11 protein-coding genes are annotated in these 13,763 nt (G+C 64.1%); 2 read left to right on the top strand and 9 right to left on the bottom strand.

What is annotated here, in order from left to right; translation table 11 throughout:
• Positions 1–31: 31 nt before the first annotated feature.
• From F4U95_RS12125 to F4U95_RS12100, 6 genes are read right to left on the bottom strand one after another with little or no spacing between them, the layout of a single operon-like run.
• Complete coding sequence (locus F4U95_RS12125; RefSeq protein ID WP_120251105.1) at positions 32–910, bottom strand: RDD family protein; 879 nt, start codon at positions 908–910, stop codon at positions 32–34.
• The gene (locus tag F4U95_RS12120; protein WP_150425851.1) at positions 894–1,928 is read right to left on the bottom strand and encodes a stage II sporulation protein M; all 1,035 of its coding nucleotides are present in this window, start codon (positions 1,926–1,928) and stop codon (positions 894–896) included. Before F4U95_RS12120 ends, F4U95_RS12125 begins: the two co-directional genes overlap by 17 nt.
• Positions 1,925–3,229, bottom strand: coding sequence for a DUF58 domain-containing protein (locus tag F4U95_RS12115; protein WP_150425850.1), 1,305 nt, complete (start codon positions 3,227–3,229; stop codon positions 1,925–1,927). Before F4U95_RS12115 ends, F4U95_RS12120 begins: the two co-directional genes overlap by 4 nt.
• Positions 3,230–3,239: 10 nt before the next feature.
• Positions 3,240–4,196, bottom strand: a complete 957-nt coding sequence (locus F4U95_RS12110; protein ID WP_150425849.1) for an AAA family ATPase — start codon at positions 4,194–4,196, stop codon at positions 3,240–3,242.
• On the bottom strand, positions 4,196–5,434 hold the full coding sequence (locus tag F4U95_RS12105; RefSeq protein ID WP_150425848.1) for a DUF4350 domain-containing protein: 1,239 nt from the start codon (positions 5,432–5,434) through the stop codon (positions 4,196–4,198). Before F4U95_RS12105 ends, F4U95_RS12110 begins: the two co-directional genes overlap by 1 nt.
• Positions 5,431–6,126, bottom strand: coding sequence for a DUF4129 domain-containing protein (locus F4U95_RS12100; RefSeq protein ID WP_150425847.1), 696 nt, complete (start codon positions 6,124–6,126; stop codon positions 5,431–5,433). Before F4U95_RS12100 ends, F4U95_RS12105 begins: the two co-directional genes overlap by 4 nt.
• Positions 6,127–6,251: 125 nt before the next feature.
• Between F4U95_RS12100 and F4U95_RS12095 the strand changes: the two genes are divergently transcribed.
• On the top strand, positions 6,252–7,046 hold the full coding sequence (locus F4U95_RS12095) for a hypothetical protein (RefSeq protein WP_150425846.1): 795 nt from the start codon (positions 6,252–6,254) through the stop codon (positions 7,044–7,046).
• Positions 7,047–7,160: 114 nt separating this feature from the next.
• Here F4U95_RS12095 and F4U95_RS12090 read toward each other — a convergent pair whose 3' ends face one another.
• Complete coding sequence (locus tag F4U95_RS12090) at positions 7,161–8,255, bottom strand: SDR family oxidoreductase (RefSeq protein WP_150425845.1); 1,095 nt, start codon at positions 8,253–8,255, stop codon at positions 7,161–7,163.
• 100 nt (positions 8,256–8,355) lie between these two features.
• Here F4U95_RS12090 and F4U95_RS12085 point away from each other — a divergent pair, with 100 nt between their 5' ends.
• Positions 8,356–8,754 carry a winged helix-turn-helix transcriptional regulator gene (locus tag F4U95_RS12085; protein ID WP_150425844.1) on the top strand — a complete coding sequence of 133 codons (399 nt, stop codon included), beginning with the start codon at positions 8,356–8,358 and terminating at the stop codon, positions 8,752–8,754.
• Positions 8,755–9,002: 248 nt separating this feature from the next.
• On the opposite strand, the gene F4U95_RS12080 is transcribed toward F4U95_RS12085, so the two are convergent.
• Both F4U95_RS12080 and F4U95_RS12075 read right to left on the bottom strand, forming a co-directional pair.
• Positions 9,003–10,070 (bottom strand): tyrosine-protein phosphatase, encoded by a 1,068-nt coding sequence (locus tag F4U95_RS12080; RefSeq protein WP_150425843.1) that lies wholly within the window; start codon positions 10,068–10,070, stop codon positions 9,003–9,005.
• Positions 10,071–10,152: 82 nt separating this feature from the next.
• Positions 10,153–12,624, bottom strand: coding sequence for a TonB-dependent receptor (locus F4U95_RS12075; protein WP_150425842.1), 2,472 nt, complete (start codon positions 12,622–12,624; stop codon positions 10,153–10,155).
• Positions 12,625–13,763 lie beyond the last annotated feature (1,139 nt).

The following is a 13,763-nucleotide window of genomic DNA, read 5'->3' as shown; positions in this document are numbered from 1 at the left end:
CTCGATACGCTCGAACCGAACGGACGTGGGGTTAGCGCCGCCCCGCGCTCGCATGCTTGTCCTCGCGGCGACGGCCGACCAGCATGCCGCGCTCCAGCCGGGCGCACAGGGCGGCATAATAGTCCGAGAGGAAGGCGTAATCGTCGCCATCGTCGGGCAGGCCCGCCTTGCGCCGGATGGTCGCGGCGACGGTGACGATCGCATCATCCTGTCCATTGCGCAGGACATTTTCCAGCGTTTGCAGTTCGTAGATGCCGTACAGATCGAGCGCGGCATCGGTGAAGACGCGGTGCGGCCGCTGGGCGCGGGTGGCGACCAGATCCTCGCCCAGCTTGGCGCGGACGGTGTTCACGACCCAGGTGCCCGCCAGCAGATCCCCCACCCGCAGCCGGTCGCGGTTGAAGAGCGGGAAGAAGAGGAAGATGCCGGTCCAGCACAGCGCGAAGAGGGTGAGGAAGCCGTCCGCCGCGCCATCCGCCGCCTGCATGCCAAGGAAGGAGAGCGGCAGGAAAATCTCGATCTCGCGCAGCGCGTTGCGGGCGATCACCGCGCCTCCCGTCAGCCGTCCGCCATCGCGCGCGACGACGCGCAGGCCCAGCAGTCGCTTGCCCGGCGTGGCGCCGCGCCCGCCCATTTCGAACAGGATGAACCAGCCGTTGCGCAGCATGAAGGCGCCGATCAGCCAGAGGATCATGAAGATTTCGGCCTGCGCCTTGGCAATGCCGAGCAGGCCGATCGCGACGGTGGTGAGGATGAGGCTGATGAACAGGATGAGGATATCGAGAATGAAGGCCGACGCCCGCGTCCCCGCGCTCGCCAGTTCGAGGCGCAGGTCGACCCCTTCGGGCGTGACGAAGCTGCGCCGCAGCGAGGCGGGCGCTTTGCGCTCCCGCTTACGCCGCCAAGGCATCGCGATCCTCCTGCCGGCGGGGTAGATAATAATAAGTGAGCCAGCCGGCGAGCGCGGCAAGGCCGATGCCGTAGCGCATCGCATCCTGCTGGATCGTCTGGCGCCCGATCCCTTCGAGCAGGCCGGCGACCAGCAGCATCAGCACGACGCCGGCCATGGCGATGGCGGCGCTGCGCCCGGCGATGACGGCGGCCTCGGTGCGTTCGTAGCGGCCGGGGAAGGCGACGGCGGTGCCGATCTTCATGCCCGCAGCCCCAGCCAGGATGATGGCGAACATTTCGGTCGAACCATGGATGGTGAGCCAGCCGAGGAAATTGAGGCCCAGCCCCTTGCTGGCGAAAAGACACAGCATCGCGCCCAGCGTCAGGCCGTTATAGAGGAGGAGGAGCACGGTCGGCACGGTGAAGGCGAAGCCGAGCGCGAAAGCGAAGATCGCGACCTGGCTATTATGGGTGAAGAGATAGGCGGCGAAGGTGGCGAGGCCCCCGCCCTCCTGCGGGCCGTAGATGGTGGCGCGCAGCGTATCCGCGCTGGCGGCGGGATCGCGTCCGCTGGCCATCGCGTCGGGGATGATGCTGTAATACCAGCTGGCGTCGGCCGCCACGAGCCACCAGCCGGCGATGACGCCCACCAACGTCAGGACGAGGCAGGCCAATGTTTCGCGCCATAGCCCCTGTACCGCGAGCGGCCAGTCCCGCGCAAAGAAGCGGCCAAGCTGGCGCAAAGCCGTGTCGGGCACACCGTAAAGCTGGAAATAGGCGCGGGTGCAGAGCTGCTCCAGATAGGTGATGAGCGCCCGGTCGAGCGAGGTTTCCCGCGCGACCGACAAAGAGGAGAGCGCCGAGCGATAAAGCAGGGGCAGCGCGAGAATCTCGTCCTCCGACAGCACGCGGACCGAGCGTTTTTCCATGCGGGTGACAAGCTGGTCGAGCCGGTCCCATTCCGCTTCATGAGCGGCGCGGAAGCGGCTGGCGTTCACCAGTGGCGAGGCGGCAGAGCCTTGAACAAGAGCGCTCACAGCAGGTTCCTCCGCTTGAGATCGACATAGCCCTGGACCAGCCGGTCGGCGACGCGATCATGCTCGGCCTCTATCACATGGGCGCCCAGGTGGCGCAGACGGGTCAGCACGGTCAGCCGGTCGCGCAGCAGCGCGGCGGCGGTGACGGCGCGGGTGACGTCGTCGGCGCTGGCGGGGCGGCGGTCGAGAATGGATTCCAGTTCCTCGTCGCGCAGCACCACGACCAGCAGCAGATGCGTTTCCACCAGCCGGCTGGCGGCGCGGACCAGAAATTCGGCCGAGGTGAGGTCGGTGAACTCGGTGAACAGCACGATCATCGAGCGGCGGGTCAGCCGGGTCGCGAGCGTGGTGAGGGCGTAAGTGTAATTGCTTTCATCGCCACTATAATCGATCTGTGCGGCGAGCCGCTGAAGATCGCCGAAGGCGGCCGCGCCGGACACGAGGCCGCTGGCGATGCGCGGGCGCGAATCGAAGGCGTGGAGCGCGACCCGATCGCCCAGTTTCAGGGCGACCCAGGCGGTCAGCAGCATGGCGGAGACGACCCGATCGAGCCGAGGAAGGCCCGCGACCGGCTCGCTCATCTGGCGGCCGGCGTCGATCGCGAAGACGATCTGGTTGTTGCGTTCGGAGCGAAACTCCTTGGCGTGCAGCTTGGCATGACGGGCGGATTGCTTCCAGTCGATCGCGCGCCGGTCCATGCCGGAGCGGAATTCGACCAGTGCGTCGAAATCGGCGCCGTCGCCGCGATCGACCTGCGCCATCAGGCCGGCAAGGGCGTGCCGCTGGAAAATCTGCGCGCCGCGATCATGCACCGGGCGGATGTCGGGCAGGATCGCCATGGTCGCGTCGAGCGGCAGGATGCGCTGTTTCCAGACGAGGCCGAGCGCCCCCTTCCAGCGGAGCCAGCCACGGGCCACCCGCGCGGTGCCGCGCCGGGTGGTTTGCAGGGGGATGGCGGCGGCGCCCTTCCCGTCCGTCAGATCGATCCACAGGCCATCTTCATCCTGTGCCAGCAACGGGCCGATATCGAGCAGCAGTTGCGCGCGCGGCGTGCCGGGGATGGCGACCGTCGCTTTGCCCTCCACGCTGGCGCCGACGCTGGCGGTTTTGGGAAGGGTGAGGTGCAATCGCGCCTGCCCCGGCCCTGCCCCGCCCAGCGCATCGCCCAGACAGGCCAGCAGCACCGCGACCGGCCAGGCGAGCGCGGCATACCAGCGGCCCGGCAGCATCAGCGCGACGAGCAAGGTCGCGGGCACGCCGGCCGCCGCGCAGAAGATCGCGGTGCGGGTGGGGTAGATCATCGCAGCGCGCTCAGCGCGGCGCCTCGATCGTGTCGATGATGCCGGTCACGACATCCTCGATCCGGCGGCCGTCGATTTCGGCGGCGGGCGAGAGGATCAGGCGATGGCGCAGCAGAGCAGGTGCAAGCGCCTTGACGTCGTCGGGGATGACGAAGTCGCGACCATCGAGCGCGGCGCGGGCGCGGGCGGCACCGGCCAGCATCGCGCCGGCGCGGGGGGATGCGCCGCTTTCCAGATCGGCGACGTCGCGGGTGCCGCGAATGAGGGCGAGGATATAGTCGATCACTTCATCGACCAGACGCACTTCGTTCACGACAGCGATCGCCTCCGCGATGCGGGCGGCGTCGGCGACCGACATGACGCCCCATGTTTCCGGCGTCATCGCATGGGTGCGCGCGCCATGGGTGGCGACGATCCGCCGTTCCTCGGCCGCGCTGGGATAATCGACGCTCTGCTTGAAGAGAAAGCGGTCGAGTTGCGCTTCGGGCAAGGGATAGACGCCCTGCTGCTCGATTGGATTCTGGGTCGCGACGACCATGAACCGGTCGCTCAAGGCCAGACTTTCGCCGTCGATGGTGACGGTGCGTTCCTGCATCGCCTCCAGCAAAGCCGCTTGCGTCTTGGGCGGGGTGCGGTTGATTTCGTCGGCCAGCAGCAATTCGGTGAAGATCGGCCCGCGCGTCAGGGTGAACTGGCTGGTCTGGAAATTGAACAGATTGGCGCCGATAATGTCGCCGGGCATCAGGTCGGGCGTGAACTGGATACGGCCGAAATCCAGGCCGAGCGCGCGGGCGAAGCTGTGCGCGATCAGGGTCTTGGCGGTGCCCGGCGGTCCTTCCAGCAGGATATGGCCGCCCGAAAAGAGCGCGACGAGCATGAGGTCGACCGTTGCCTCCTGCCCCACGACCGCGCGGGCCACCTCCTGCCGGATCGCCTGACCAAGCGCCTGTACGTCGGTCACATTCATCAGCTCTTGTCCTTCTGCCAATCATGGAGTGCCTGCGCGGCATCGCGCAGGCTGTGCCGGTCGCTTGCCGCATCCGCCGCCTGCGCGAGATCGGTGAAGCGGTGCGCCCCTTTCAAACTGTCGAGATACTGGTCGAGCGCCTGATCGCGCAGCCGTGCCGGTGCACCGAAGGCACGAGCGGCGCGCTCGCGGATGACGGCGGCATAGCGACCGCCCAGGCGCGATTCGCGGCCGGCCTTGCGGATCAGCAGCGCGCTGTTATCGACCAGCGCCGTCTTGCCGAAGGCTACGGCGCGGGCGCGGGCGCGCGGCGGGCCGAAGCGGCCGAACGCGTGGAAGCCGGCGAGCAGCAGGGTCGCGACAACCGCCAGCGTCATCGCCAGGAAAGGCGGTTCGAACAGCAATTTCAAGGGGCTGCGCGAATGGCCGAGGCCGTTCATCGACACGTCGAACGCGATGCCGTCTGCGTCCGTGCTGTTCAGCCAGTCGAGCAGGGCAAGCGCGGACCGGGCCTGACCCAGATACTTCATGCCGCGATTATTGAGCAGATCGGGATCGGCCAGGACATAGAGCGGCCCTTCCCCCACCTGCGCCAGCAGGATGCCACCGCGCCCGTCCGTCAACATCGGGTGCAGGTCGCGCCACCGGTCCTGCCGCTGGTCGTTATCGGGGTCGATGCCGGTGATGACCTGCACCGGGCGCGGGGTCCAGAAGCGGCCGGGGGCGCCATGGGACTCCAATAGGCCGCCACCGCTCTTGCCTTGCCGCATGGTGAAGCGGATGCCCGGCGCCAGCACGCCGATCGGTTCATCGAGCGGGAGCAGCCCCTGATAGCGCGCCCAGCCGGCATGATCCTCATCGGGCACGGTGCGCCATTTGGGCAGAACGAACAAAGTCGGCCGGGTCGCGCGCTGAATCAACGCCTGACTGATGTCGGTCGCGCCGGTTTCGGGCGTCAGGATCAGGAGATCCTCCGTCTCGAAATCATGGGCGTTGCGGACGATGCGGGGGTTGCGGCCGGTTGCCTCCGCCAGCTTCACCAGCGCGGCATAGCCGGTGACGGCGTTGGACAGGGCATGCGCCCCGCCATTGCGGCCCGATCGCAAGTCCGGTGCATAGGCGCCCAGCACCAGCATGCCGACGAAACCGGCGATGCCGATCGCCAGCATCAGGGCGACGGTGCGCCCCCGGAACAGGCCGGCGTCGCTGGTCTGGCGGGTGATGGCGATGTCGCTCACGCCGCCCAGCTCCGCGTCTGGGCGAAGTCGGCATAGGCGTGGCGACAGCGATCCCATTCCGCCGCATCGATCGGGCGGCCGCCGAACAGGCTGCGCTCGACCGCCTGCGCGATTTCGGTGAAGAGGCGGCGGGGGGCGGACGGGATGCCGTCCGCGCGGGCGAGGTCGCGGCTGGTGAGCGCGGGGCGGACGATATGCGGCCGGCGGCGGGCCATATCCTCGACGCTGCGCAGCAGGAGATGATGCACCGCTTCGGCATAGCGCCCCTGCCCAGCCAGCGCATCCGCCTCCTCCAGCCAGGCGCGGGCCGGGGCGGCGTCGGGCGTCCAGTCTTCTTCATCGGCATCGACCGACCGGGCAGTGCGCCGGCGGCGCCATTGCGGCAGGCGCCATTCGCCATGACGGACCCGATCCACCACGATCCAGAGGATCAGCAACGCCAGCACGGCGATGATGGTCCACAGGAAGATGCGGGCATAAGGCGCGTCTGGCATGAAGCTGCCGATCCAACGCAGGAAGCGGCCAACCGGCGCCAGCACCTCTTCCAGCCATTCGCCCAGCGCCTTGAGCCAGGCGGGCGGCGGCTGGCGGCCGGGCGCCGGCATCATATCGAACTGGATATCGCCACCGGACCGCAGCGCGCGATGCGCCGCAGCCAGTTTGTCGTCGGATAGCGAATCTGGTCCGGCCATTGCTGCCACCCCCATCGGCCTGCGACCCTAGCGACTGATGACGGCGGCGCAAGTCATTCAAAGGATGACAAAGTCCGACAGATGGGACAGCATGGCAGCGGGTTTATAAACGGGGGAGTATCGGGATGGCGACACAGGCGATGGCGGATGAGGGGCGGTCCTTTTCGGTCGGGACGGTCCTGGGGCGGGCATTCGGCACGCTGGGCAGCAATCCGGTCGCGACCTTCGGCATCGCCTTTCTGTTCGGGGCGGTGCCGCAGGCGATCTACAGCTATTTCATCGGGGCTTCGCTGGCGGTGGCCGATCGCGGCAGCACCCTTGCGGTGATCGCCGTGTCGATCGCGTCCTTCATCATCTTCCTGCTGCTCTCGATGCTGGTGCAGGGCGCGCTGGTCCGCGCGACGCTGGCCCATGCGAAGGGGGAGAAGGCGAGCCTTGGCGCGTGCATCGGCACCGGCCTGTCGAAAGCGGTGCCGCTGATCGGGCTGACTTTGTTGCTGGTCCTGGGCTTCATGGCCGGCTTCATGCTGCTGCTGGTGCCGGGCATCATCCTGTTCATCATGTGGTCGGTCGCCGCGCCCGCGCTGGTGGCGGAGGATAGCGGCGTCTTCGCCGCGTTCGGGCGCAGCCGGTACCTGACCAAGGGCGCGCGCTGGCGGATATTCGGGTTTCAGATCCTGCTGCTGATCCTGCTGTGGCTGGTGTCGGGCCTGCTGGGCATCGTGATGATCACCGGCGGGATGATGCCGGTCGTCAATAATGGCGCGATGCAGTTTTCGCCGGCCTATCTGGCGCTGTCGGCCGTCACCAACACGATCTTCATCGCCTTCTGGAGCGTGGCGCAGGCCAGCCTCTACACGTCGCTGCGCAACTGGAAGGATGGCCCGGCGTCGCGCGATCTGGCGGATATCTTCGCCTGAGGCGGCATGGCGTGCCAGCGCCGACGCGCTGGCCGCCCCTCAAACCGATACCCGGCCAAGGCCATTATCCTCATGTTGACGCGAGCGACGCTTCCGATGCCCGCGCATGGGAAGTCAGCTCGGCCGAACGGATCGCGCCTCTTTTCCGGGGATGATGCGGTCCGCCTCTAGCGTGTCGAACAGCCGGAAGAAGGCGTCCTGGGTCGGCTCGAAATCACCAAACCCCAGACGACGGCTTTTCGCCATGTCTGTAAGGCATTCGATCGGCCGGCCCAAATCGGCATCGGTGTGCCACGGAGAGGCCAGCCGGCCGAGATCCGCCTCCACAAGACCTTCGCGCGCGGCGATGGTCCGCCAGATCGCGGCATCGTCCGCCATCTGCTCCTCCAGCGTCTGTACAGAGCCGTCGAACGGGGCCGGCTCGATGCCGAACCATTGGGCGATCTGCGCCCACATCCACTTCCAGCGGAAAACGTCGCCATTGACGATATTGAACGCCTGGTTCGCCGCCGCTGGGGTCTCCAGCGCCCACAGCATCTGGCGGGCAAGCATCGTGGCATCCGTCATGTCGGTAAGCCCATCCCATTGCGCCAAGGAGCCAGGGAACCGGAACGGCCGGCCCGTCTCGCGGCAGATCGTCGCGTAGACGGCAAGGGTCGTTCCCATGTTCATCGCATTGCCCACCGCCTTGCCGATCACAGTGTGCGGCCGGTGGACGCTCCAGGTGAAGCCATCGCGCGCGGCTGCGGCGAACAGTTCGTCCTCCTGAGCATAATAGAAGTTGGGAACGTCGAGCCGGCCTTGCTCTTCACGGAAGGGCGTCTGTGGCAGGACGCCTTTGCCATAGGCCTCGAACGGCCCGAGATAGTGTTTGAGGCCCGTCACGAGCGCGACATGCTTGGGCGGATGGCCCGACGCGCGCAAGCCATCGAGCAGGTTGCGCACCAGCGCCGAGTTGACGCGGATATTCTCCGCTTCCGTCGGCTGGCGCAGCCAAGTCGTGATGAACACCGCGTCTGCCCGCACGTCGGCCAGCGCCGCGGTCGTCGCCGACAGATGCTGAAGGTCCGCTGCGATCGGCAGGACACCGTCCTGCTCGACCGGGCGACGGGCAATCCCATGCACCGTCCAACCGCGTTTCGTAAGGTGCGCGGCGGTGGCGCTGCCGATGATACCGCTCGCGCCAGCCACCAGTGCCGTCTTCGTCATGATCCTGCCTTCCGTCGAATGTCCTGCATTCCAGCTAGGGCTCCGGGCCGACATGCGCTAGACGGCACCATATTGGGTCATAGGAACCATGAGGTAACCAGTGGAACGGCTTTCGGACGATCATGAGTGGCGCGAGGATTGCGCGCCCCGCCGCATCCTGGAGATATTCCATACGAAATGGACGAGCATGATCCTGCACGTCCTGCATTCCCGCCATGGCGGCGGCGCGCGTACCGGCGTTCTGCACCGCAGCCTCCCCGGCGTGTCGAAGAAGATGCTGACGCAGACGCTGCGCGAGATGGAGGCGAGCGGCCTCGTCACCCGCCATGTCGAAGGGACGATCCCGCCCGCCGTCGAATATCGCCTGACCCCGCTCGGCACGCGCTTCATCGAGCCGATCGAACTGCTCTATGGTTGGAGCCGGGAGAATGCGGATGCCCTCGACCAGCTCGTCGGCAGGGCCACGTCGCGACGGCAGGGCAAGGCGGTCACGGGCTGATCTCTCAGCCTGCCGTGGCGGACGCGTGCTCGTTCGCCACGGGGTCGATAGCCAGAAGGCATCGAGTTTCCATCCATCATCTGCACAGAGCGCCGCGCCCAATCCGGCATCGCGCCGTCCGTCGACAGCAGGGACGACGGAATGCCACGTCTGTTTTTAGGCCATCATCGGGACATTTTTCTCCACCCGCTTTAGCGCGTCAAAAGCACGTTCAATGCACGTCCGGGCACAAGGCCCGCTACATGCTTTTACTGTGAATAAATCCGACGCAGATTTGCGATATCGACTTTGTTCAGGCCGATTTCCTTTTCGAGATAGCCATCGACGGATCCCCAGCGCTTGTCGATCTCATCGAAGGCCGACGCCAGGAAGGGGGTTCCATCCGCTTCCTTCAAAGGCTGGGCCACATTGCCGCGCGGGTCGCTCTGAAATTTGGCGAACAGTGCTGCGGCCGGATCGTTGGGATGGGCCTCCAGGTTGATCTTGGGCATTTCATTGCCAGGCTGCCGATATTGGGTCGACAGATGATAGTCCTGAAGGATGATATCGCGCGGCGTGCCCAGTGCGCTCAGGATCATGGCGGTAACAAAGCCGGTGCGATCCTGCCCGGCCGAGCAGTTATAGGCGATCGCGCCTTTGTTGGCGAGCAGGTCGCCGAAGATGATCCGCAACTGAGGCGCCAGGAATGTGGGGAAGTTGCGATAGATCGTACCGCCATTCTTGATTTCGGTGCTGCCTGCCGTGGGCTTCATCATCGCGCCCATGGAATAGCCGACCGCCATATAGGGGACGCCATCGATCCGGGTTGGGGCCAGAACCCGTTCCTCGCTGGATCGCAGGTCGACCATCTGGCTGAGTTTCAGGCCCTGTACCTGCTGCACATCCGCATCGGTCAGCATGGCCGAAGCGCCCGAACGATAGATGAGGCCCCAACGCACATGCTTGCCGCCGGCTGCCGGATAGCCGCCGATGTCACGGAAGTTGGACCCGCGCTCCAGCGGCAGCAAGCGTTCGGCCACCGTTACGACCTGCTTGCTCTTGACGTCGCGCAGCAGGAAATAGCGGCGCTCCGTCCCGGCTGCGGTCAGGGCATAGTGACCATTCTTGTCGCTGCCGGACAATAGTTTCGCCTGAGCGATGGTGGCGGCTGGATTGTCCGTCACGAACACATCCACAGGATCGCTGTCCGTCCATTCGACCGACAGGGCAGTGGCCGATTGACGGTCCACATGGGCGGCCGCGATCGTGCCGGCCATGGCCGACGGGCTGGCAAGCACCGTCGTCACGGTGACGAACAGGGTCGATAATTTCATCATGGCATCATCTTCCTTTGACGCATCGTAACGGAGAACGGGCGCCGTTCCGGTTGGAAGGCGCCCGCTAGTCCGTGCACGATGGTTAGAACTTCATGTTCAGTTCGCCGCCGAAGGTGCGCGCTTCGTTGAAGAAGCCGGCAACGCCGGTGGTGGCGGCTGCGGACTTGAGGAACACATGTTCTTCGTTGAACAGATTGCGCGCCCAGGCGGAGACGGTCATTTTCGCGCCGCTGTTGCCCAGTGCGATGTCGGCCAGGGCGATGCGACCGTTGAAGACCAGGCCGGCTTCCCCCTTGGGTTGCTTGTACGTCACCACGCCGGTCAAGGCATTGAAGCCAGGATCGGTATAGGCGCCATAATAGCCGCTGTCATAATTGCCATCGATATGGAAGCGCAACGTATAGTCGTTGAGCGGCACTTCATAGTCGATCGCGCCGCTGGCCGAATGCTCCGGCGTGTAGACCTGATAGATGGGCACCGGGAATTTGCTGGCCTGTCCGTTATTGCCCGCAACCGGGAAGGGGTTGAGCGCGTCGGGTATCTTGACGCTGTTATAGGCGTAGCTGGCCGACAGGGTCAGGCCGTTGACGGGCGCGAGGGTGAATTCGGCCTCGACCCCTTTCAGCTTGCCCTTGCCCGTGTCGTTCACGGTATTGGTCGTGGTGCGGGTCGTGACGACGCGTACGCCGTTGACCACATCTTCGTACAGGCCGCTGAAGTCCAGCTGGATATTCTTGTAGGTGCCGGTGTAGGCCGCGATGTTGAAGCGGGCGCGGTGATCCCAGAATTCCGTCTTCGCGCCGATTTCGAACATCGACACGGTTTCAGGGTTGAAGGGCTTGTAATTGGTCGCGCGCGAATTGGCGCCGCCCGATTTATAGCCGGTGCTCCACTTGCCATAGACATGGACGTCGTCCGTCACGTCGAAGGCAAGGTTGACCATCGGATCGACCCGCGACCAGTGCGCGTCCAGAGCGATCGGCCCTTGCACGTTGACGCCGTTGACCGGCAGGATCGGCGCGACATTGTTGACGATGGTCAGCGCGCCCACCTTCTTGTCGCGGGTCCAGCGCAGGCCGCCGGTCAGGTGCATGATGTCATTGGCGAAGGATGGCGTATAGGTCGCCTGGCCATAGGCACCGATGCTGGTGGTGGTGACGTGGCTGGCGCGGTCGATGTTGCGGGTGGCCGGATCGATGTTCAGCACGCCATAGGCGCTGCCCGCCGCATTCAGGAAATAGTTGGTGTTATAGGCCTGCGCGTTGTCCGACACCTTTTCGCGATAATAGAGCGCGCCGACGGCATATTTGAATTGATCGCCGAAATCGCCGATCGCTTGAAGTTCCTGGCTGATCTGGTTCTGCTTGAAATAAGCGAGGCTGTAGCGGCCAAAGGCGAAGCCGGGATAGTTGGTGACGAAGCCGGTGCCCGCCGTCGTCACGGTCGAAGGCAGGTTGAACGCGCCGGTCGGGTTTGCCGCCGTGATCGGCTGCTGCATCGACGTGGCGACAGAGGCGTTGTCGAACTGGCTCTGGGTCAGCTTGCGATAGGAGGAGATGGACTTGAGCATCAGCGAGTCCGCCGCCTGCCATTCCAGGTTCAGCCGAACGCCGGTCGATTTGCCGATGCTGGGCTGCTCGATCGTGCCGACCACGGCTTCCTTCGCGCGATGCGGCTGGAGCTTGGCGGCGGCGGCCAGCTTGTTGGTGCCGGCCGATATCTGCTGTTGATACAGGGTGGTCGATGCGTCGTAGGAGGTGTCCGCGGCCAGATCGACGGTGAAGTCCGACGATGGCTTCCACATGATTTCGCCGTGCACGCCGCGCTTGGTGTAGCCGTTGAAGTCCGACTGGCTCTTGAGCGGATTTTTGACCGTGCCGTCGCGGTGGCTGACCACGCCGTCCAGCTTGATGGAGATATTGTTGAATTCGGGCAGGTCGATATGGGTTTCGGCCTTGTAGCTGCCGAAATTGCCGGCGCCGAAGATGGTGTTCATCTTGAACTGACCGCTGGGACGCTTGGTTACGATATTGACCGCGCCACCTTCCGTATTGCGGCCGAACAGCGTGCCCTGCGGCCCCTTCAATACTTCGATATTCTCGATGTCATACAGCGCCGCGCCCAGACCCTGCGGGCGGCCCATATAGACGCCGTCGATATAGACGCCGACGCCCTGGTCGCGGGCCGGCTGGTTGCTGTCGGACAGTACGCCCACGCCGCGCACGTTGACGATCAGCGCGCCGGGACGGGAGAAGAAGGGCGCGACACGCAGCGAGGGAATCGCGCCGTCGCCCAGATCGGTCAGCGACTGGACATGACGGTTCACCAGATCGTCGCTGCGCATCACCGAAATGGAGATCGGCGTCGTCTGCAAGCTCTGCGGACGCTTTTCTGCGGTAACGACGATCTCGTCCAGCTGCCCGGCGCTTGCATCGGCTTCGGCAACGTCACCTTCCGCGGCATATGCGGGGGCAGCAGCAACCGCCAAAAATAGAGCGGCAAATGCCGTAGCGGTCGGCATGCGCCGAATGCCGCGCGTGTGATTGAAAAGCATGATTGGACCCCGATTGATGTTTGCGAGGTTGCCCAATGGTGCTGATCAATGTCTTTATTGTTACAATTTCCACTATGTTTAATATTTACATTATTGCTGCATTTTTGTTTCGTTTTTACGTCTTTTTTATTATCAAAATCTACCTAGTAGAAAGTAGGCGCCATTTTTGACCACAAGCCAACCATGTTCAGCTTTCGAATATTGCTTGAAATCAAACAGACTATTCTCGGTAACTGTGTACAATTGAAAATATGTCATTTCGCGATTGAAAATCGGAAATGGAATAACGAATGGTAATAACCGGATCTCAGCGTCGGCTTTGCATCTAAGCGCGTAAATTCACACTTGGCCCCAATCCCAGCCAAGACGGCGGGCATTCTGCCGAGCGGTATCGGGAGGATGTCGATCTTCAGCGAACGCCGTAGCTTTAGGTCGTAGGGCACATGGCGACGGACGCACTACCACCCCCGCACGAAGGCGCATGCCCTTTGGTCGCAAACCGGTGTTGGAACCGCAACAACCGCGCGGCCCATTTCTCGCAGATTTCGGGACTTTAGCTGCCGTCTATCGGCACAAAGCATAGCAGAAACGCGTTAGGGGACCGTCTCTCGACAGTCCCCCAGCATTCTCAACATGTTGAGAAAAAATGGTGCCAGAAGAACACTCTTATCGGGCACTCAAGCAGCTGATTTATCCTGCAAATTAGCAGTGGGAAATCGACGAAACCATCAATAGCACCATCACATCGTCTGGAAAAGGCCGGACCGCGCTGGACGAACCATGCACCTGCCAAAGTGATCTGCCCAATATAGAAGGGGCGTTAATGCTCGCCGACATATGTTGGCTGAGCAATTGTCGGTATCTGAAAGCACATGCTTCACAGGTTACGCTGCTTCTCGGCCCGTCGAACACCCGTCCAATTCGGGCGCTGTCCGGTTCAGTCGAGAAACTGCCCAGCATGCCTAGCGAGCATGGAAGATAGCAAATAATGCGCGCTTAGAACGGCAAAGCCAACGTCTTCGGTTGCCCCATTGAAAGACTGATGCGATAGCCGCCCGAGGGTGTTCGCGTTCCGTTGGAATCGGACAGGTTATCACGTTGGTCGGGCCGCCAGCGATAATCCTTGCGACCGGACTCCC

Source organism: Sphingobium limneticum (assembly GCF_008710165.1).
Taxonomy (GTDB): domain Bacteria; phylum Pseudomonadota; class Alphaproteobacteria; order Sphingomonadales; family Sphingomonadaceae; genus Sphingobium; species Sphingobium limneticum.
The sequence above is the reverse complement of the archived record's forward strand: the minus strand, read 5'-3'. Positions and strand labels throughout refer to the sequence as shown.

Bases quoted from the DNA above. Each gene is read 5' to 3' on its own strand.
- F4U95_RS12090 (WP_150425845.1), bottom strand. From the start codon at position 8,255: ATGACGAAGACGGCACTGGTGGCTGGCGCGAGCGGTATCATCGGCAGC.
- F4U95_RS12125 (WP_120251105.1), bottom strand. From the start codon at position 910: ATGCCTTGGCGGCGTAAGCGGGAGCGCAAAGCGCCCGCCTCGCTGCGG.
- F4U95_RS12075 (WP_150425842.1), bottom strand. From the start codon at position 12,624: ATGCTTTTCAATCACACGCGCGGCATTCGGCGCATGCCGACCGCTACG.
- F4U95_RS12110 (WP_150425849.1), bottom strand. From the start codon at position 4,196: ATGAATGTGACCGACGTACAGGCGCTTGGTCAGGCGATCCGGCAGGAG.
- F4U95_RS12080 (WP_150425843.1), bottom strand. From the start codon at position 10,070: ATGATGAAATTATCGACCCTGTTCGTCACCGTGACGACGGTGCTTGCC.
- F4U95_RS12100 (WP_150425847.1), bottom strand. From the start codon at position 6,126: ATGGCCGGACCAGATTCGCTATCCGACGACAAACTGGCTGCGGCGCAT.
- F4U95_RS12115 (WP_150425850.1), bottom strand. From the start codon at position 3,229: ATGATCTACCCCACCCGCACCGCGATCTTCTGCGCGGCGGCCGGCGTG.
- F4U95_RS12095 (WP_150425846.1), top strand. From the start codon at position 6,252: ATGGCGACACAGGCGATGGCGGATGAGGGGCGGTCCTTTTCGGTCGGG.